The 18,669-nt window shown below is 63.5% G+C and carries 15 protein-coding genes; 6 read left to right on the top strand and 9 right to left on the bottom strand.

Annotated features, from left to right (window positions below; translation table 11 throughout):
* Both kduI and GVL61_RS15230 read right to left on the bottom strand, forming a co-directional pair.
* Nucleotides 1–837 carry a 5-dehydro-4-deoxy-D-glucuronate isomerase gene (gene kduI / locus GVL61_RS15235; protein WP_159981511.1) on the bottom strand — a complete coding sequence of 279 codons (837 nt, stop codon included), beginning with the start codon at nucleotides 835–837 and terminating at the stop codon, nucleotides 1–3.
* A gap of 106 nt (nucleotides 838–943) precedes the next feature.
* Nucleotides 944–1,960, bottom strand: a complete 1,017-nt coding sequence (locus tag GVL61_RS15230) for a LacI family DNA-binding transcriptional regulator (RefSeq protein WP_159981510.1) — start codon at nucleotides 1,958–1,960, stop codon at nucleotides 944–946.
* Nucleotides 1,961–2,239: 279 nt separating this feature from the next.
* Between GVL61_RS15230 and GVL61_RS15225 the strand changes: the two genes are divergently transcribed.
* The 4 genes from GVL61_RS15225 (at nucleotide 2,240) to GVL61_RS15210 (ending at nucleotide 7,601) form a co-directional block, all read left to right on the top strand.
* Complete coding sequence (locus GVL61_RS15225; protein ID WP_200844801.1) at nucleotides 2,240–3,049, top strand: 2-keto-4-pentenoate hydratase; 810 nt, start codon at nucleotides 2,240–2,242, stop codon at nucleotides 3,047–3,049.
* Between the two features lie 51 nt (nucleotides 3,050–3,100).
* Entirely contained in the window at nucleotides 3,101–4,399 is a 1,299-nt protein-coding gene (locus tag GVL61_RS15220; protein ID WP_159981508.1) for an MFS transporter, read from the top strand.
* Between the two features lie 221 nt (nucleotides 4,400–4,620).
* Nucleotides 4,621–5,271, top strand: a complete 651-nt coding sequence (locus GVL61_RS15215; protein ID WP_159981507.1) for a TetR/AcrR family transcriptional regulator — start codon at nucleotides 4,621–4,623, stop codon at nucleotides 5,269–5,271.
* Entirely contained in the window at nucleotides 5,268–7,601 is a 2,334-nt protein-coding gene (locus tag GVL61_RS15210) for an arylsulfatase (protein ID WP_159981506.1), read from the top strand. The genes GVL61_RS15215 and GVL61_RS15210 overlap by 4 nt, the downstream gene beginning before the upstream one ends.
* Before the next feature lie 129 nt (nucleotides 7,602–7,730).
* On the opposite strand, the gene GVL61_RS15205 is transcribed toward GVL61_RS15210, so the two are convergent.
* Nucleotides 7,731–9,425: an arylsulfatase gene (locus tag GVL61_RS15205; RefSeq protein WP_159981565.1), complete on the bottom strand. Its 1,695-nt coding sequence runs from the start codon at nucleotides 9,423–9,425 to the stop codon at nucleotides 7,731–7,733.
* A gap of 257 nt (nucleotides 9,426–9,682) precedes the next feature.
* Here GVL61_RS15205 and GVL61_RS15200 point away from each other — a divergent pair, with 257 nt between their 5' ends.
* Entirely contained in the window at nucleotides 9,683–12,079 is a 2,397-nt protein-coding gene (locus GVL61_RS15200; protein WP_159981505.1) for a TonB-dependent receptor, read from the top strand.
* A gap of 86 nt (nucleotides 12,080–12,165) precedes the next feature.
* Here GVL61_RS15200 and GVL61_RS15195 read toward each other — a convergent pair whose 3' ends face one another.
* From GVL61_RS15195 to GVL61_RS15185, 3 genes are all read right to left on the bottom strand, one after another.
* Nucleotides 12,166–13,260, bottom strand: coding sequence for an AI-2E family transporter (locus GVL61_RS15195; protein WP_159981504.1), 1,095 nt, complete (start codon nucleotides 13,258–13,260; stop codon nucleotides 12,166–12,168).
* 133 nt (nucleotides 13,261–13,393) lie between these two features.
* Complete coding sequence (gene pncB, locus GVL61_RS15190; protein WP_159981503.1) at nucleotides 13,394–14,698, bottom strand: nicotinate phosphoribosyltransferase; 1,305 nt, start codon at nucleotides 14,696–14,698, stop codon at nucleotides 13,394–13,396.
* Between the two features lie 100 nt (nucleotides 14,699–14,798).
* Nucleotides 14,799–15,524 carry an NUDIX domain-containing protein gene (locus GVL61_RS15185; protein WP_159981502.1) on the bottom strand — a complete coding sequence of 242 codons (726 nt, stop codon included), beginning with the start codon at nucleotides 15,522–15,524 and terminating at the stop codon, nucleotides 14,799–14,801.
* A gap of 83 nt (nucleotides 15,525–15,607) precedes the next feature.
* Between GVL61_RS15185 and GVL61_RS15180 the strand changes: the two genes are divergently transcribed.
* Nucleotides 15,608–16,204 (top strand): isochorismatase family protein, encoded by a 597-nt coding sequence (locus GVL61_RS15180; RefSeq protein ID WP_159981501.1) that lies wholly within the window; start codon nucleotides 15,608–15,610, stop codon nucleotides 16,202–16,204.
* A 71-nt stretch (nucleotides 16,205–16,275) separates the two neighbouring features.
* Here GVL61_RS15180 and GVL61_RS15175 read toward each other — a convergent pair whose 3' ends face one another.
* Genes GVL61_RS15175 through GVL61_RS15165 form a run of 3 tightly spaced genes read right to left on the bottom strand, consistent with a single transcriptional unit; the run spans nucleotide 16,276 to nucleotide 18,564 of the window.
* Nucleotides 16,276–17,121, bottom strand: coding sequence for a ferredoxin--NADP reductase (locus tag GVL61_RS15175; protein ID WP_043970421.1), 846 nt, complete (start codon nucleotides 17,119–17,121; stop codon nucleotides 16,276–16,278).
* Nucleotides 17,122–17,126: 5 nt separating this feature from the next.
* Nucleotides 17,127–17,570, bottom strand: a complete 444-nt coding sequence (locus GVL61_RS15170; RefSeq protein WP_159981500.1) for a hypothetical protein — start codon at nucleotides 17,568–17,570, stop codon at nucleotides 17,127–17,129.
* Between the two features lie 19 nt (nucleotides 17,571–17,589).
* On the bottom strand, nucleotides 17,590–18,564 hold the full coding sequence (locus GVL61_RS15165) for a DUF6607 family protein (RefSeq protein ID WP_159981499.1): 975 nt from the start codon (nucleotides 18,562–18,564) through the stop codon (nucleotides 17,590–17,592).
* Nucleotides 18,565–18,669: the final 105 nt, after the last annotated feature.

Here is an 18,669-nt window from a genome sequence, read left to right as displayed (position 1 = left end):
CTACTGCAGCTGGCAGATGTCGAGGACGTTCATGTCGGTATAGTCGAGGTTTTCCCCGCCCATGGCCCAGATGAACGCGTACTTCTTGGTGCCCGAACCCATGTGGATCGACCACGGCGGGCTGATGACGGCCTCTTCGTTGGCGATGATGATGTGGCGCATCTGGTCCGGCTCTCCCATATAGTGGAAGATACGGTCGTTCTCTTCGGGCAGTTCGAAGTAGAGGTAGATCTCGCTGCGACGATCGTGAAGGTGCGGGGGCATGGTGTTCCATACCGAGCCTTCTTCCAGCACGGTCAGGCCGAGCAGAAGCTGGGCGCTTTCGCAGACGCCGGGGATGACCAGCTGGTAGATCGTGCGCTGGTTCGAATTGGCAAGGTCGCCGCGCGCCAGCGGGTTGGCCTGGTCCAGCGTGATGTGCTTGATCGGCAGCGCCTTGTGAGCGGGGACCGATGCGATGTAGAAACGTGCGCCCTGGCCTTCGAAAATTACCTCATTAGTGCCCATCGGCACGTAGAGGCATTCCTTGTTCTTCATCTCGAAGCGCTGGCCGTCGACGGTGATCGCGCCCGGTCCGCCGATGTTGGTGATGCCAGCTTCCCGGCGCTCGAAGAAGGACTTGCCCTCCGCGCTCTTCGGAACGGTCTGCAGCGGCAGGGGGAGCGGGGTCGCACCCGGAACCGCGCCGCCGATGATGAAACGCTCGTTGTGCGAGTAGTTGAGGTTGACTTCACCGTCCTTGAACATGCCTGTGACGAGGTAGCGGTCGCGCAGTTCCTCGTTGGAGACGCATTCCATCATGTCCGGATGGGTGGCGTGATAGGTCTTGCAGAACACTTGGAACTCTCCCGTTAAGCTCTCGGCGGTCTTGGTATCCGCATTAGGTAACCGGTGTCAACGCTCTGGATGGTGATCGGCTTTCTTTGCCTGACGGGACAAGGATTCAGGGCAGGTATTCGATGGCGGAGGCGCGGCGGACGAGATCCGAGAGGAAGAACGAAGGTTCGGACGCTGCCGTTTCCGGGCGCGTCAGCTTGGCGGCGGCCGTGGCTGCCATGGCGCGGATCGGCCAGCGTACGGTGGTCAGGGGAGGCCAGATATGCGCAGCAATCGCGGTATCGTCGAAGCCGATGATCGACAGGTCTTCGGGCACGCTCATGCCCCGTTCGCGCGCAGCGTGAAGCACGCCGGCGGCCATTTCATCGTTGCTGGAGAAGATCGCGGAGGGCGGGGACTTGGCCGAGAGCAGTTTCTGCCCGGCGGCGAGGCCCGATTCGAAACGGTAGTTGCCGCGTGCCGCGATTTTCGCGTCGGGCTTCAGTCCGGCGCGCGCCATGCCCTCGGCAAAGCCGAGTTCGCGTTCGCGGGCCGAGAGGAACCCCTCAGGCCCCGCGACGAAGCCGATGCGCTTGTGCCCCATCTCCGCCAGCCAGGCGACGGCGTCGCTAACCGCCTGCCGGTCATTCGAGGCCACTAGATGGGCGTCGTCATCGAGGCGGGCCGAGCCCATGCGTACCACTGTGCAGCCCAGATCGCGGCAGGCCTGCGCCAGTTCGTCGTTCTCGGAAATCGGCGGCAGCAGCATCACGCCGTAGAGCCGCTGCTGCTCGATAAAGCCCCGAATATCCTCGACCATCGAAGGCGAATGGCGGTCCACCGGACGAACGACCAACGCGAATTCGGTGTTGCGAATGGTGTCGAGAATGCCCTCCTGCACCCCGAGCACCATCTGGGCGTTCGGGTTGTCGTGGATCAGGCCGATCAGGAAATTGCGCCGCAGAGCCAGCGCGCGGGCCTGAGGGTTGGGAACGTATTCCAGTTCGGCAATGACCGATTCGACCTTCTCGCGCGTGGCCTGGTTTAGCAGCGGCGATTTGTTGATGACCCGGCTCACCGTCTTCTTCGACACACCCGAAAGGCGCGCGACGTCGTTGATGGTAGGTTTCTGCCCTTTTGCCATACGGCGTCCTTTTGACCTCGCGTCGTCCGCGATTTTCCGGCTTGCCTTCGGGGGAGGCAAAAGGCAAGATGACACCGGTTACCATTCTTTGGGGCGTGCATGTATCGGGTCCAGCAATAGACCCGATTCCCGCCTTCGGGATAGTCCGGCGAGCTTCGCCTGCGGTGATCCATCCGGAGAGCGATCTCTGAAAGTTTTGCGGGAAGCGATCGGGTTCTGTTTTGACACCGGTGTCCATAGCGGACGCAGGAGCAGGGCGGAACGCCGATGCGGTTGAGTATGGGGATTGGTTTGACTGATAAGGCAAGAGCAGTGGCCGAGGCTTTCGTAGCGGCCCGCCGCGAAAAGCGTGCGCTGGCGTCCTACCCCGGCGAGGCACCCGCCGATCTGGGCGGTGGCTATACGATCCAGGACTTCGCCATCGCCCTGGACGGCCGCGAGATCGCGGGATGGAAGGTCGGCAAGATCAACCCGCCTGACGATGAGCGCTTGGCCAGCAACCGCCTCGCGGGGCCAATTTTCACGGACAGCGTGGTGACGGTAAGCGTGGGTGAAGCGCCTGCGATGCCGGTTTTCGCAGAAGGCTTTGCGGCCGCAGAGGCGGAATTCCTGTTGCACGTCGCTGCCGGGTGGGACGGCACCGTTCCGCAGGACGATGACGCCACGCGCGCCGTTCTTGATGCGGTACACCTGGGCATCGAAGTTGCCAGTTCACCCTATCCGAACATCAACGCCGATGGGCCGCCGGTGACGGTATCGGACTATGGCAACAACTACGGGATGGTTGTCGGGCCGGCGCTCACCGGCTGGGAGACAATCGACTTTGCCAGTGTCGTCGTTCGCCTCGAGATCGACGGGACTGTCGCGGGGGAGAACACCACCGCCGCCATGCTCGACGGGCCGCTGGGCGCGGTACGATTCCTGCTCGGCAATCTTGCTGCCCGCGGCATCGACTGCACGGGGGGAACATGGGTATCCACAGGTGCGGTCACGGGGGTCCACCCGGTGGTGCCGGGAGAGCAGGTGCTCGCCACTTTCGAGGGGCAGGGGACCGTCGCTTGCGGCATCGTGGCGGCAATGCCTGCCTGAGAAGATACGAGCACGGCAGGATAACAAGGCCGCCGTTACGGGAGTTGGGAAATGGATGCGGAAACAGGCGGCGCGATTAAAGCCGGGGTCAAGGTAGGCCGCTATCGCTGGGTGGTCGTGGCACTGCTGTTTGCGGCCACCGCGATCAACTATATCGACCGCCAGATGATCGGCGTTCTGAAGCCCACGCTCGCCGCCGAGTTCCATTGGTCCGAAACCGACTTTGCGGGCATCGTGTTTTGGTTCCAGGTCGCCTACGCGATCGGGTACCTGTCATTCGGCAAGGTGGTCGACGCGCTGGGCGCAAGACTGGGTTACACGATCGCCATCGTGATCTGGACCGTCAGCCATATGGCGCACGGCTTCGCCACCGGCATGGTGTCGTTCGCACTGGCGCGCTTTGGCCTGGGTATCGGCGAATCGGGTAACTTCCCTGCCGGCATCCGCGCCGTGACCGACTGGTTCCCCCAGAAGGAGCGCGCTTTCGCCATCGGCGTATTCAACGCCGGGGCCAACGTCGGCGCCATCATCACCCCGCTGCTGGTGCCGCTGCTGGTGTTGTGGTTCGACTGGCGCATGGCCTTCTTCGTAACCGGCCTGTTCGGCATCGCCTGGCTGGCGGTGTGGTGGATGGTCTACCGCCATCCCAGCGAAAATGCCCGCGTCACTCCCGGCGAACTCGCCTGGATACGGCAGGACCCGGCCGACCCTGTCGAGCAGATCGGTTGGGCCCGCTTGCTCACGGTCAAGGAAACCTGGGCCTATGCCCTGGGCAAGTTCCTTATCGACCCGATCTGGTGGTTTTTCCTGTTCTGGCTGCCGGGCTACCTGTTCGACCGCTACGACCTAGACCTCAAGACTTTCGGCCTGCCGCTGGCCGCGATTTACCTGATCTCGGATCTGGGCAGTGTAGCAGGTGGCTGGCTTTCCTCGAAGCTCATCAAGAGCGGGCGCACGCCGAACTTTGCGCGCAAGGTGACGATGCTGATCTGCGCTGTCTGTGTACTGCCGATCTGGTTCGTGCAGGGCATCGACAACGTGTGGATGGCGGTGCTGGTGATCGGCCTAGCCACGGCGGCGCATCAGGCGTTTTCCGCGAACCTCTATACTCTGCCGTCGGACGTGTTCCCCCGCGGTGCGGTGGGTTCGGTGGTCGGCATCGGCGGGACCGTGGGCGCTTTTGGCGGTATGGGCATGGCTCTGTTCGCCGGGTACATTCTGGACGCGACCCATAGCTACGAGGTGCTCTTCGCGATCTGTGCGAGCGCTTACCTGCTGGCCCTGCTGGTGGTGCATATCCTCAGCCCCCGCCTTGCGCCGGTGCGGATCGAGGATGTGTCGCAGCGGTGACGACGCATGTGCGGCGGAGCCGGGTGCCCCGCCGCACATGACACGATGACGGGTAAATCGACGGCCAGCGTGTAGCTCCAACCATTTGAAGTATCTGCGCAAGGGCGCCGAGTATGGTGTTCAGGGACCAATGATCGCTCATGCGGTGAGATGGCCGAGAACCGAGTTGTCGATTGTCTAAAATAACTCACCCGCCTTATTATACGCGGCGGGAGAGCAAGATGAACACATCCAGACGCCAGCGTAATGATCCGCGACGAGAAGCCACACGCGATGCGCTGATCGACGCAGCCGAACGCCTGATTGCCGACGGCGGGCTGGAAACGACATCCACGCGGCAGATTGCGGCGGCCATCGGCGCGCTGAACACCAATGTCGTGGCCTACCATTTCGGTAGTAAGGATGATCTGGTCCAGGCCGTGCTTCACCGCCGGCTGCCCGAACTCGATCGGCGGCGCGGGGAATTGCTGGCTGTTGTCGATGCCCGAGGCGGAACGCCCACGATCCTCGAGTTGATGACCGTCTTCGCCCTGCCGTTGTTCGAACAGACCGGCGCCAACGGCCAGCACAGCTTCGCACGCTTCCTGGGAGGCCTGGAGCGTTCCGGCATGGCTTCGGCGCGAGGGCTCGTCGTCAAGGACTATCCGCAATCGGAGCGGGTCACCCAATTGCTCGTCTCCTGCCTGCCGCCGGATATCCGCGGTGAGGGCCATCGACGCCTGCGTCTGGTGCTGACCATGCTCACGACCGCCATGCAGGTCATGGATAACGACAGCGTCCCGTCCGTCGAAGCCCGCCGCCAGTTCGAAAATGCCATCATCATGGCCGCCGCTGCCTTCGGCGCGCCCGCAGCGAAGGAGCCCTTGTCATGAAGAGCCATCTCAAGTTCGCCTGTGCGGCGCTGGCAATAATTACGGGCGGCTCGGCTCTGGGCCAGGATCGTACGGTGCTGCCAGTCGCTGCGCCGCTGTTCACCGGCACCATAGCCGAGGAATCCGTGGACTCCACCCCCATGCAATTCCGACCCGTGCGGCCGCCGGAGGGCGCCCCCAACGTGTTGCTGTTCATGTCGGACGACACTGGCTTCTCGATGGCCAGTACGTTCGGTGGGCCGGTGCCGACTCCCAATTTCCAGCGGCTGGCGATGATGGGGCAGCGTTACAACCGCTTCCATACCACCGCGATCTGCTCGCCCAGCCGCGCGGCATTGCTTACCGGGCGCAACCACCACAACGCGGGTGTCGGATACCTTTCCGACTTGCGCCTGGGCTTTCCCGGATATGGCGGCGGTATTCTGCCCGAAACCGCCACCATCGCGCAGGTGCTAAGGCTTAACGGGTACAGCACTGCCATGATCGGCAAGCATCACAATACGCCTGCCGACGAGCGCAGCGAGGCCGGACCTTTCAACAACTGGCCGACGGGGCTTGGCTTCGAATACTTCTACGGCTTCAACGCGGGTGACAGCGACCAGTTCGCGCCCAACCTGTACCGGGGCACCAGTCGGGTGGACCCGGACGAAGGAGGTGTGGGCAACGGCGGGAAGATGCTTGATCGGCGGCTCGCAGACGACCTGATCCGCTGGGTCCACAACCAGAAGGCCGGGGCGCCCGACAGGCCGTTCATGATCTACTATGCGCCCGGTTCCACGCATGCGCCGCATCAGGCTCCGCCTGAATACATCGCCCGCTTCAAAGGGCAGTTCGACCAGGGCTGGGACAAGCTGCGCGAACAGACCCTGCGGCGGCAAATCGCGGCGGGTATCGTGCCCAAGGGCACCCGGCTGACGCCCCGGCCCGCGGAGATCCCTGCCTGGGCCGGCCTCTCGCCCGAAGAAAAAGCATATTCCGCGCGCGGAATGGAAGTCGCCGCGGCGCAGCTCGCCTATCAGGACGAGCAGTTCGGCCGCGTGCTGGACGAACTGGAGCGCATGGGTGAGCTTGGCCACACGTTGGTCGCGCTCGTTATCGGTGACAACGGGTCGAGCGCGGAAGGCGGCCCAAAGGGCGCGTTCAACGAACTGCGCGCGATGGGCGCGGATGATGAAAGCGAAGTCTACACGCATGCCAGCATTGACAAGCTGGGCGGTCCGACGAGCTACGAGAATTACGCCGCGGGCTGGGCGCTCGCGATGAATACGCCGCTGCGTTGGAGCAAACAGTATGCCTCGATGCTGGGCGGCATTCGCGACGGCATGATCCTTTCGTGGCCGGGGCACGTTGCTCACCCCGGCGGAGTATGTGGTCAGTTCGGGCATCTGATCGATATTGCCCCGACCGTGTTGGAAGCGGCGCACCTGCCTGCGCCCACAATGGTGCTGGGCACGGCGCAGAAGCCCATGGATGGACAGAGCCTGCTGTCCAGCCTTGCGCGGTGCGACGCGGCCAAACCGCGCACCCAATACTTCGAGATGAGCGGCAAGGTCGGGCTTTATCAGGATGGCTGGTTTCTGAGCGGCGAGGATGGGCGACTTTCCTGGGAGATGGCGCCCCGCAATGGCCTCAAGCCAGCGCTGCAGTGGTCGCTCTACGATCTCGATCATGATTTCAGCCAGTCGACGGACCTTGCGGCGAAGGAGCCTGCGCGCGTCGAGGCGATGATCGCTACATGGAGGCGAGAGGCGGAGCGGAACAACGTCTATCCGCTGTTCCATACCGCAGGGCGCGGCCGGGCGACCGCCGCCATGATGGGAGGCAGCGGGCGCAAGCAGTTCGATTTCTGGGGCAAGGACGTCAGCCTGCCGACCGCCGCCGAACCGCGCCTGGTCGGGCGTTCGTTCACTGTCGATGCAGATCTTGTGCTGGACAGGAACGGCGCTTCCGGCGCGGTGCTGGCGCTGGGCAGTCACTCAGGAGGCTGGAGCCTGTTCCTTGACGAGGGTCGTCCCACGTTTGTCTGGGCACGCTCTACCGACCCGGCTGAAATCATCCGCATCAAGGCTGATACGGCTTTGCCGAAGGGGGCGAACAAGCTGCGCCTGCGCTTCGCGGTGGAAGGCCGGGCCGGCCCCGCCGAGGTGATCCTCAGCAGCGGGACGCAGGAACTCGCACGCGGCAGGCTCGCCTCGAGCCTTCTCATGCCCAGCGGCAACACGGAAACGCTTGATGTCGGTCGCGACATCGGCGTCACCGTGACTGACTATCGAACGCCTCACGGTGTTCTCGAAGGCGACATTCCCCACGTAAGCATCAGCCTCGACTGAAGGGAAGGATGAAGCGTCCCGGGTTTTCCGCAGGCGGCCATTTGTCTTCAGATACCCGTGACAGGTATTGTGAGGGCGGACCTCGCCCTGCCCGCTGGAAAGCGAGATGAGCGAGGTCCGCGGTAACATTCAGGTTCCCGGATTACCTGTTGGCGAAGCGGGCAGGATCACGCCCTTGGCTTTGGCGTAGCTATCCCAATCGGCCACGAGTTCCGCCAGTTTGTCGGCATGGCTGGCCGCGAGGTCAACGCTTTCCGCCGGGTCGGTGGCGAGGTTGAACAGTTGCCACTTGCCTTCACCTGCGCCGTCGCGCGGGTAGGTGGAGCCGGTCTTGGGGATGTAGACCGCCTTCCAGTCGCCCTTTCGCAGCGCGCGGCGGTAGAAGAGTTCCGTGCCTACAGGCTCAGCGGGGCCTCGTACTTCGGTGGCCTTGTTTTCCAGCACCGCGACAAGGCTCTTGCCCTCGAACGGCAGGATCGGGCGGCCCTTGAAGCTGGCGGGTTGCGGCAGGCCGGCAAGGTCGAGCAGCGTCGGCGCCACATCGGTTACGCTGAGGTAGCCACGAGCGATCCTGTCTCCGACGACGCCCTTGCCGGAGGCGAAAGCAGTGACCCTGGTTCCGCCTTCGGTCGGGTAACCCTTGACCAGCCATGACGGGGAACTGTTCGCCTGCGCCCAGCCGGCGCCGTATCCGACGTAGGAGGTGGCGTTGCCGATGTTCTCCAGCCGGTTGTCGATGCCCAGCTTCTTCGCACCGTCTGCGACGCCGCGCACCTGGAACGGTGCGTCGATCTCGCTGCCTTCGGGACCGTTGTCGGCGAGGAAGACGATCACGGTGTCCTCGTATTTGCCAGTGCGCTTGAGTTCGGCGATCACCCGGCCGACGTTCTGGTCCATCCTGTCGACCATCGCGGCGTAGACTTCCATCTTGCGCGCTTCGAGGGCCCTCTCCTCAGGGCTCAGGCTGTCCCATGGTTTGACACCGTCGGGCGCATGGGGCTGCTGGTCGAGGGCGACGAGGCCCAGTTCCTTCTGCCGTGCGAGGCGCTTCTGGCGAAGGGCCTCGTAACCGGCGTCGTAGCGCCCTTTGTACTTGGCGATCGTCTCGGCCGGGGCCTGCATTGGCCAGTGCGGCGTAGTGAATGGCAGATAGGCGAAGAACGGGCGTTCGTCCGACGCGCCTTCGTCGAGGAATCCGATCAGGCGGTCGGCGAAATAGTCCGCTGAATAGCGTCCGATGGGGAAGCGGGTGATTTTCCCGTCGTCGCGGTAGACGCTGTTGGCCTTGGCCTTCTTCCAGGCACCGTCCTGGTCGCCGCCGAAGTGGTTGCCAAGGCCCTGGAGCAGCGCGAACGAACGCTCGAACCCGCGCGCGGCGGGGCCGCGTTCCGGGGTGAGGCCCAGGTGCCACTTGCCGGACATGACCGTGCGGTAGCCACCCTGCTGCAGCAGTTCCGCAATCGAGGCGACGCGGTCGTTGAGATAGCCTTCGTAACCCGGTCGGCCGATCTGCGACGGCCCCAGCGATTCCGCCATGGTTCCGATACCGGCCTCGTGGTTGTCGACCCCGCTCAACAGCATCGAGCGTGTGGGCGAGCAGGTGGGCGCGGTGTGGAAACCGGTGAAGCGCACCCCGCTGGTCGCCAGCGCGTCGAGGTTGGGGGTGGCGATCTCGCCGCCGAATGCGCCCAGATCCGACCAGCCAAGGTCATCGGCGACGATTACCAGGAAGTTGGGGCGCTTTGCTTCCTGCGGTGCGCTGGCGGGGGCTGCCGGTCCAGAGGGTGTCTGCGCTGCGAGCGGCGAGGTCAGAAGAGTGCTCATCAAGGCGGCGGCGATGAAGGCCGCCCTGCGCTTGATGGGGCGATCAGAGCGGTATTTGACGGGTCGGGTCACGAGCATTCCGTTGTGGCTGGAAGGGAAGTCACCAGCTTGGCGGCAAAGGAGCATGCGCCCAACAAAGATTCTCTATCTCAATGGTAGAGAATCTTTGTTGCCGGTCACGTGAGTATCTCTACCAATTCAATTGAGATTTCTCATGGCCGCCCGGCCGATGGTCGCATTCGCAAAAAGGTTTGAAGATGAAGAGAATTCTGCGCGCCACGACGCTTGCCCTGATCGGGACGACTGCGCTGGCCGCCATGCCCGTGCTGGCCGCCGAAGCCGATGGAACAGTCGCCGCTGACGATGCTGCGGCGGAGGATATCGGGTTCGATCGCGGTGCCAGCACGGACATCATGGTTACCGCACGCCGCCGCAACGAACGCATTCAGGACGTGCCGGTCGCGGCCAACGCTTTTGGCGGCGAACAACTTGCAGCCACGCGCACCTACAACTTGCGTGACTTGCAGCAGTTGACGCCCAGCCTCGTCGTCACCCAGACCAATCCGCGCAACACCAGCATCAACATTCGGGGCCTTGGCAACAACGTTTCGGTCTACAATGACGGGCTTGAGCCGGCGGTCGGCGTCTATGTCGATCAGGTCTACCTCGCGCGGCCGGGGCAGGCGGTGTTCGACCTTTCCGACGTTGAGAGGATCGAGGTCCTGCGCGGGCCGCAGGGCACGCTCTTCGGCAAGAATACGTCGGCCGGTGCCGTGGTCGTCACCACCAAGTCACCTACCTTCGAGCCTGAGGCCGGCGGCGACATCACGGTTGGAAACTACAACTTCCGGCAGCTCCACGCCTATGCCAGCGGCGCCCTGGTGGACGATTTGCTGGCTGCACGTATCTATGTCTCCAAGACCGACCGCGACGGCTACATGACCAACCGCTACGATGGCGACGATACGCAGGACTACCACGACTTCGGCCTGCGCGGGCAACTGCTGTTTACACCCTCCAGCAATTTCAAGCTGCGCCTCATCGGCGATTACGGGCGTCAGCACTCCAAGACATCCGCCTCGGTATTGACCGGGGTGATGGCCGAGTATGATAACGGCACCGTCTTCGCGAACAATTACTACGACCGCGCGGCACGGGTCGGCTATACGCCGGTCGCCGTCGATCCGGGCGCGCGCATCGTCGATACCAACGCCAATCCGCGGTACAAGATGAACCAGTGGGGTGTGAACTCGATCGCGGAACTATCGATCCCGGGTAATACGATCACGTCCGTCACCGCCTACCGCGCATGGAACTGGTATCCGCACAACGACGGCGATTCCACCCGCCTCGATGCCGGCACCGACTTCCACCAGAGCAATGAGCAGCGCCAGTTCAGTCAGGAACTGCGCATTGCTTCGGAGGGCACCCGCAAGATCGATTATGTGGCGGGCCTCTATTACCTGTGGCAGTCGATCGATGCTGAATCGGTGAACGCTTATGGGCAGGACGCAGCGGCATGGTTCGTCGCCCCCAGCGTCAATTCCACCGCCGCGGCGGCGGCGTTGAATGGCTACACCATCATCGGTCGTTCCAAGCCCGTTACGAACAGCTACGCGGCGTTCGGACAGGCTATCTGGCACGTCACGCCCACGATCGATTTTACCGGCGGGCTTCGCTACACATACGAAACCAAGACCGGCTATTTCGACCAGACCGCAACAGGCGCCAGTCTTGATGGTCTGACCGCTGCCCAGCTCACGGCCGCGAACACCATTCGCGGGCGTTACGGCGTCGCCAACTACTACAGCGCCAGCACCAGCGAGGGGCGCCTCTCAGGCAGCGCTACGCTGTCCTGGAAGGTGACGCCGGATTCGCTGATCTATGCGACTTATGCGCATGGCCACAAGTTCGGCGGCCTGAACTTGGCGAACATCACGACGACCGGCACTTATGCGGCCGATCCGGTCATCAAGCCGGAGACGATCGACAGCTACGAACTGGGCGTGAAGACCGCCTGGTTCGGGAACAGGCTGACCGCCAACCTCGCCGCGTTCTGGACCGACGATGCCGATTACCAGACCACGGTAGTCGATGTGGACCGGAACAACCTTTCGTACTTCACCAATGTCGGCAAAGTCCGCACACGCGGCTTTGAGGGCGACCTTCGCGCCAATCCTGCGCCGTGGCTCTCGCTTTACGCCTCGGGTGCCTATACCGATGCTAAATATGTCAATTATGCCGATGCACCTTGCCCTATCGAAATCACCGGCCAGTCCACCTGCGATATGAGCGGGAGGCGCCTGCCGGGCGTGTCGAAGTGGGCGATTTCCGCAGGCGGCGAGGCGCATTCCGAAGTGGGATCGGTGTTCGGACGTGACAGCGAGGTCTATGCGGGCGGCGACTACTCCTATCGCTCGAATTTCTACACTACCGTCAGTCTCTCGCGTTATTCCCAGATCCCGGCCTTTTCGCTGGTCAATGCGCGGCTTGGCGTAAGGGCGCTCGATGGCCTCGTCGACATTCAGGTGTGGGGGCGCAACCTGACCAACAAGCTCTACTATCTCAGCCTGTCGGCGGGAACGACCGGCTCGATCACCGGCACCCTCGGCGATCCCCGCACTTATGGCGTGACGGTGAAGACAAGGTTCTGACGAGGTATCGAAGGCGGAGAGCAGGAACGCGCTCCGCCGTTCGCCCGCTGCCAATAGAGGGCGTGCCGTTTATCCCCGGTGAGGCGCTAATTCGGCGATGGACGGACCGGTGCCTGCTCCAGCCATTCTCTGGCAACCAGCAACAGGGCCGCCATGATCACAGGGCCGACGAAAAGCCCGACCAGCCCCATCTCGGCAAGGCCGCCAAACGCGCCGACAAGTGCCATCAGGAATGGCAGTTCCACCGCGCTACCGATGATGCTCGGCTGCACGACATTGTCACCAACCGTCATCACGACAGCGCCGAATGCGAACAGCAACCCTCCGGCCAGGATATGGTCGGTGCCCATCAGGATCAGGCTGGCCAGGCCAAAGGCTGCCCAGGCTCCGAACGGGATCAGCGCGAGGATCATGGTGAACGTCGCGAAGAGGAGGGGCTGGGGCACGCCCGCGACAGCATAGCCAACGCCGAGGATGGAACCTTCGAGCACCGACACCATGATCGTGCCGTTGACTGTCGCGCGCACTGCACCCGCAATGCGCTGAACGAAATCAGCGCCGAAATTGCCGAACATGCCGATCGCGATCACCCGGGTTTTCTCGGCAATCTGCTGCCCCCGCGCCAGCAGGGATACGAGCGCAAGGAGAGTTATGAGAAACAGGGCCGATTCCCGTGCAACTTCGCTACCGATCGAGCGGGTCCAACTGATTACCGAAGCGGCGCTGACCGTCCCGAGAAGAGTGTGCGCGGCCTGCGGCGTCCCGAGATGTTGCTGCCAATAACTGGCAAGGCGGCTTCCCAGCAGGGGAAGGGCGGGCAACCAGGTCGGCATCTGGATGCCCGATTGCTGCGCGTGATTGAGCCAGGCAAGTGCGGTATCGCTTTCCTTCGCCAACGACACGGCCGCCAGCGACAGCGGCAGGATGACCAGCAATGCAGTGGCAGCCGTGAAAGCGAAAGCCAGCAGCCCCGCCCGTTCGGGATAGCGTGCCAGCGCACGGCGAAACAGGGGCCACTGTGCGATGGCGAGAACTGCTGCCCAAGCGATCGGTGTCAGAAACTCCAGCGCGACCCAGATCGACAACGCAACAATGAGGATGGTCAGCCAGACCTGTCGCTGGCGAACGCGTTCGTCTGTGCCCGCTGGCGAGGACGCCTGTTGCGTGTCGTTTGCTGCCATGGCCCGGCGTATCCTGCTTTTGAGGAACAAGCCGAATGGCTACGCCGATCACGCGGACTGGTCTAGCTGAAGTGGAAGCAGGCAGGAAAGGTCCGTCAGAAAGGAGCGGCCATGCTGTTTTCGTGCAGACCGCTCAGACGTAGACGGGAGCGGCGACGTGGCCGGCCGTGCCGAAGACGCGGCGATAGCGCGCGACCTGCTCGGGCAGGCCGGTCGCCTTCGACGGGTTGTCTGACAGTTTGACAGCCGGGCGGCCATTCGCGCTCGTCACCTTGCAGACGAGCGAGATCGGTTCGAGACCGGCAACGCCGTCCGGGTCGCAGCCGCGAAAATCGTTGGTGAGGTTGGTGCCCCAGCCAAAGCTCATGCGCACCCGGCCGTGGAAGTGGCGGTAGGTCTGCTCGATGGTATCGATGTCCATGCCGTCGGAGAAGATCAGCAGCCGCTTGGCGGGGTCGACGCCGCGATCCTGCCACCAGCGGATGATCTGTTCGCCGGCCTCTATCGGGGGCGCGCTGTCGGGGCGGAAGCCGGTCCAGTTGGCCAGCCAGTCCGGCGCGTTCTTCAGGAACGCAGTGGTGCCGAAGGCGTCGGGCAGGGCGATCAGGAGGTTGCCGTTGTAGTGGGCCTGCCACTCCTCCAGCACCTGATAGGGCGCGTTGAGGAGCGCTTCGTCGCTGTCGGCGAGGGCGGCGGCGACCATCGGCAGTTCGTGCGCATTGGTGCCGATCGCCTCAAGGTCTGCGTCCATCGCCAGCAGCACGTTGGAGGTGCCGATGAAGCGGTTGCCCAGCCCCTCCTTCAGGGCATCGACACACCAGCGCTGCCACAGGAAGCCATGGCGGCGACGCGTGCCGAAGTCCGAAATCACGAGGTCGGGCAGCTTGCGGAGCCGTTCCACCTTGTCCCACAGCTTGGTTTTGGCGCGGGCGTAGATCACGTCGAGCGCGAACTTGCCCCGGTCGCGCATCGCCGCGCGCGAGCGCAGCTCGTTGATGATCGCCAGCGCCGGGATTTCCCACATGGTGGTGTGAGTCCAGGGGCCGTCGAAGCGCAGTTCGTACTGCCCGTCGACCTTGCGCAGGTCATAGGCCGGGAGGCGAAACTCGGCCAGCCAGGCAATGAAATCGGGCGCGAACATCTGCTGCTTGCCGTAGAAGCTGTTGCCGGCCAGCCAGATCAGCTCCTTTTTGGAGAACCGCACGGAACGGGCATGGTCCAACTGCGCGCGCAGTTCCGCCTCGTCGATCACTTCAGCCAGTTTCACCGAGGTGGTGCGGTTGATGAGCGAAAAGGTCGCCTGCACGTCGGAATGGATGTGCCGGATCATCTGCAACATCAGCAGCTTGTAGAAGTCGGTGTCGAGAAGGCTGCGCACTATCGGGTCGAGCCGGAAATTGTGGTCGTAAGTGCGGGTTGCGAGATCTGTGACGGCCATGGAACTGTCCTTACCCGATGACGAGGTGGAGGCAACGGGGCGCGGGTGAAATGTGTACCCCGCGGCCCCGGTCGAGGCGATGATGGCCCCCTCTTTGAGGTCAGAGCGGTCTTTGGTAACGAAAGAGTTCGGCGGGGCGGTAGGACGTGCCTTCCTCTCGCGTGCCGGTAGCGGCGAGCCAGCCCCGGTCCTGCATCCGCCGCCGGAAGGCGGGCTTGTTTAGCGCGGTGCCCAGGATCGCCTCGTGTACGTCCTGAAGCTGGCGCAGGGTGAACAGTTCCGGCAGCAGCGCGAAGCCGACCTCGGAATAGTCCAGCTTGCCGCGCAGCCGCTGCACGGCAACGGCGATTATGGCGGCATGGTCGAACGCCAGGTCGATTTGAGCGCCGTTCGGCGTCGCCACCTTGATCGGGCCACCTGCCTCGCCCGTCCAGGTTACGTCGATGGCGGCGGGCAGAAGCGCCGGGTTTGCCGCCAGCGCGGCGGTGAAGTCCTGCTCATTCAGCAGGGCGAGCCAGACGACGGTTATGACCCGCATCCGAGGATCGCGGTCCACCGTACCGAAGGTGTAAAGCTGTTCCAGATGAGCTTTTTCAAGCCGGGCCTTTTCGTGAAGTGTCCGCACGGCCGCGCTCTCCAATGCCTCTTCCACGCCGACGAAGCTGCCGGGCAGCGCCCAGCGCCCGGCAAAGGGAGGATCGCGCCGTTCCTGCAGCAGCACCGCCGGACGGCCGCCGCGCAGTCCTATCAGGACGAGATCGACAGTGACCGATGGCCTTTCGTAGGCAGCGGGATCATACTCTTCGAGGAACTGGGATTCCGTCATCGAATAAGCCTTATATGCAAGATAAACTTTACTTATGTTCAATATAGATATATGTCAAGCGGCAGGTAATTAGGGATGGTTTGATGGCGCGCTTCGTGATCGCGGTGGATACCCAGAAGGACTTCATGAAGGCGCAGGGCGCGCTCGCGGTCGCCGGTGCGGAGGCTCTGGTGGAGCCCATGAACGCCTGGCTCTCGGCGCTTGATCCGCGCGATACCGCAGGGGTGCTGTTCACTTTCGACACGCACGAGCCTGCAATCTACGCCGGCTCGCCCGAGGCTGAGGCGTTTCCGATCCACTGCGTGCGCGGTAGCGACGGCTGGGCGAACCTGCTGGATGCGACGCTGATCGATCCCGCGATCGCGGCATGGCGCATCGAGAAGGGCGTGTTCGACATGTGGGCGGAGCCGGCCCTTGAAATAGAAAACGCGCGCGACCTGCAGGCAGTGCCGGTACCCCGCGAACAATTCTTCGCTGACCTGAAGGCGAGCGGGGTGGACGAGGTCACGGTGATCGGGGTCGCTGCCGACTACTGCGTGCGCTGGGCAATCGACGGTCTGATCGCACGCGGTTTCGCGGTTACCGTCCCGGCTGCGTTGACGCGCGGGATCGAACGGCAGATCGATACGGTGGCGGCGCAGGACTTCGCCGGAGCGCCCTTGCAGGTGACGGAAGCCTAGCATTCCAAACGCAGCGGGCCCCGGCACGATGTCGCGCCGGGGCCCGTATTGCATTCGGTAAGGCCGGTTCGTCAGCCGACGAAGGCGCGCTCGATAACGAAGTCGGCGGGCTTGTTGTTGGAGCCTTCCACGAAGCCGAGACCTTCGAGCATTGCGGCAATGTCCTTGTTCATGGCCATCGATCCGCACAGCATCACGCGGTCGCTTTCGGGGACGAGGCGGGCTTCACCCTTGAGTCCCTCGAACAGGCGGCCGTTGTCGATCAGCGTATTGATGCGGCCGGTGGTGTGGAATTCCTCACGCGTGACGGTGGGCACGTAGGTCAGCTGGAGCAGCGCCTGGTCCTCGACCAGCGGATCGCCGGCAAGCTGGCTTTCCAGCTCTTCGCGGAAGGCGAGGTCGGCGACGGTGCGTACCGAGTGGACCACGATCACCTGCTCGAACGCCTCATAGACGTCCGGGTCGCGGATCAGCGAGAGGAACGGCGCGAGGCCGGTGCCCGAGCCGAACAGGAACAGGCGCTTGCCCGGCGAAAGCGCGTCGGTCACCAGCGTACCGACCGGCTTGCGGCCGAGGTAGATGTGGTCACCCGGCTGGATCTTCTGCAGCTTGGAGGTCAGCGGACCGTCTTCGACCTTGATCGAGAGGAACTCGATTTCCTCTGCCCACGAGGGGCTGGCGATCGAATAGGCGCGCAGCAGCGGCTTGCCGTTGTCGCCCTGGAGGCCGATCATGATGAACTCGCCCGAGCGAAAGCGGAACGAGGCGGGCCGCGTGATCTTGAAGCTGAAGAGGTGGTCGTTCCAGTGGTGGACCGAGAGGACCTCTTCCACGGTCAGGGCGGCAGTAGGCTCAAGGACAATCGGCTCCAGCGTGGTGGAAGCCAGGGTAGCCGCCTCGGCCTTGTGATCGCTCATCAACTTCAGTCCTCGATATTCTGCGGGTTAATCAGGGATATGCCGAAGCCGGCGATAGTCATCGCGGCACTGGCACGGGACATTGCCTGCGCTACCGCGGCCACCGTGTCCGCCGGCACGACGTGCGACAGAGTCGCACGCACGTTCTCGCGGCGCCCTATACCGACATCGCGCCAAAGCGCAAGCAGCATGGCCTCGTGTTCGGCAATTCGGCAGCAACCCATGGGGGCCAGCATGACGCGTTCGCTGGCGCGGCGACTGAGCAGCGACATGGCGATATGGAAGTCAGGCAGGACGGCCTGGGCATTGAATCCGGCGAACGCCCGGCCGAGCGACTGGGCGGGACAGTTGCCTTTGGCAGCACAATGGGCCCAGCCGCGCATCGCCCAGAGCAGGAAGCGCCCGTCGTTGTCGAGTTCGGTGACGGGGCGGTCGATGAAGTCGTACATGGGGCGGGCGCTCCTGAACCTAGATTTTGCGGGTGTTGGCAGCGATCAGCTTGCGGGCTTCGGCCGCTGCCTTGGCGGTCTTGATCTTGCCTGCCTGGATATCGTCGGCGAGTTCCATCAGGCGGCCGCTGATGACAGTGCCGGTATCGGCCTTTTCGTCCACGGCGATGCCGCCGTTCGCCTCGGCCACGCGGGACCATTCGGCGCGGACTTGGGCCCAGTAGTCGCTGGTCGCGGCCCAGTAGTCGTCAGCTGCCTTGACGTCGTAGCCGTCGAAGCGGGTGTAGGTATTGAGCAGGTATTCCTGAACGATGGGGGCTAGCTTGCCGTCCTTGAGGCCCATCTTGGTGTTATCCTGCCAGTGAATCCACCCGTCGGGTGTGTTCTGGTGGCGGTTGATGGAGAGGTAGCGGTCATATACCGGATCGCGCACGGCATCGCGGCGGGCGAGCGGGCGCCAGGTCCAGCTGGAACGCCAGCGGCGCACCCCTCCCTGCGTCTCGAACTGACCCCAGCCGCTGTACCGCGGGGAATCGTCGACCTGAAAGACCGTCTGCGACCAGCGGCCGGTACGGAATTTCTCGGGTACATCTTCCCACTTCCAGGTGTTGCGGTCGGCATAGACGAGGACGCGAGTCGGCTCGAATTCCCAGTCCTGGCGCCAGTGCTTGATGACCATGGTCTGGCCGTCGTGTTCGGCCACCAGCATGTGCTGGAGCACGATCTTGCGGCCAGTATCCTCGACTACGCGGACCACTTCGTTGCCGCCGGAGATCTTGCGTTCCAGCGGGGTATAGCCCGTTGCCCAGGGGGTCGATTCCTGCATGTCGAAGCGCACCTTGAAGGTGCCTGCCATGGCGAGGATGTCGGCGCGGTCCTGCTCGAAACCGGCGGCGGCCTTCTCGGCACTGATCGGCGGATGAGCCAGCGCCGGGCTGGTGGCCAGGGCGATCGAGAGGAGGCCGGTTGCCAGAAAAGTCGTGATGCGGTTCATCGGTCTGTGGTTTCCTGTGATTTCAGTCGCATCCTACGTTCGAAGCGATTGCCTTGCCCCCCGCTGCGAAGCCCGACGCCCGGCTGCGCAATATGCCCCGAGAAG

The organism is Novosphingobium sp. 18050, assembly GCF_902706195.1.
Classification (GTDB): domain Bacteria; phylum Pseudomonadota; class Alphaproteobacteria; order Sphingomonadales; family Sphingomonadaceae; genus Novosphingobium.
Note: the sequence above shows the minus strand (reverse complement) of the source record. Positions and strands in the feature narration are given on the sequence as shown.

Bases quoted from the DNA above. Each gene is read 5' to 3' on its own strand.
- GVL61_RS15205 (WP_159981565.1), bottom strand. From the start codon at position 9,425: ATGAGCACTCTTCTGACCTCGCCGCTCGCAGCGCAGACACCCTCTGGA.
- GVL61_RS15200 (WP_159981505.1), top strand. From the start codon at position 9,683: ATGAAGAGAATTCTGCGCGCCACGACGCTTGCCCTGATCGGGACGACT.
- GVL61_RS15165 (WP_159981499.1), bottom strand. From the start codon at position 18,564: ATGAACCGCATCACGACTTTTCTGGCAACCGGCCTCCTCTCGATCGCC.
- GVL61_RS15230 (WP_159981510.1), bottom strand. From the start codon at position 1,960: ATGGCAAAAGGGCAGAAACCTACCATCAACGACGTCGCGCGCCTTTCG.
- GVL61_RS15185 (WP_159981502.1), bottom strand. From the start codon at position 15,524: ATGACGGAATCCCAGTTCCTCGAAGAGTATGATCCCGCTGCCTACGAA.
- GVL61_RS15215 (WP_159981507.1), top strand. From the start codon at position 4,621: ATGAACACATCCAGACGCCAGCGTAATGATCCGCGACGAGAAGCCACA.
- GVL61_RS15180 (WP_159981501.1), top strand. From the start codon at position 15,608: ATGGCGCGCTTCGTGATCGCGGTGGATACCCAGAAGGACTTCATGAAG.
- GVL61_RS15175 (WP_043970421.1), bottom strand. From the start codon at position 17,121: ATGAGCGATCACAAGGCCGAGGCGGCTACCCTGGCTTCCACCACGCTG.
- GVL61_RS15170 (WP_159981500.1), bottom strand. From the start codon at position 17,570: ATGTACGACTTCATCGACCGCCCCGTCACCGAACTCGACAACGACGGG.
- GVL61_RS15220 (WP_159981508.1), top strand. From the start codon at position 3,101: ATGGATGCGGAAACAGGCGGCGCGATTAAAGCCGGGGTCAAGGTAGGC.
- GVL61_RS15225 (WP_200844801.1), top strand. From the start codon at position 2,240: ATGGGGATTGGTTTGACTGATAAGGCAAGAGCAGTGGCCGAGGCTTTC.
- pncB (WP_159981503.1), bottom strand. From the start codon at position 14,698: ATGGCCGTCACAGATCTCGCAACCCGCACTTACGACCACAATTTCCGG.
- GVL61_RS15210 (WP_159981506.1), top strand. From the start codon at position 5,268: ATGAAGAGCCATCTCAAGTTCGCCTGTGCGGCGCTGGCAATAATTACG.
- GVL61_RS15195 (WP_159981504.1), bottom strand. From the start codon at position 13,260: ATGGCAGCAAACGACACGCAACAGGCGTCCTCGCCAGCGGGCACAGAC.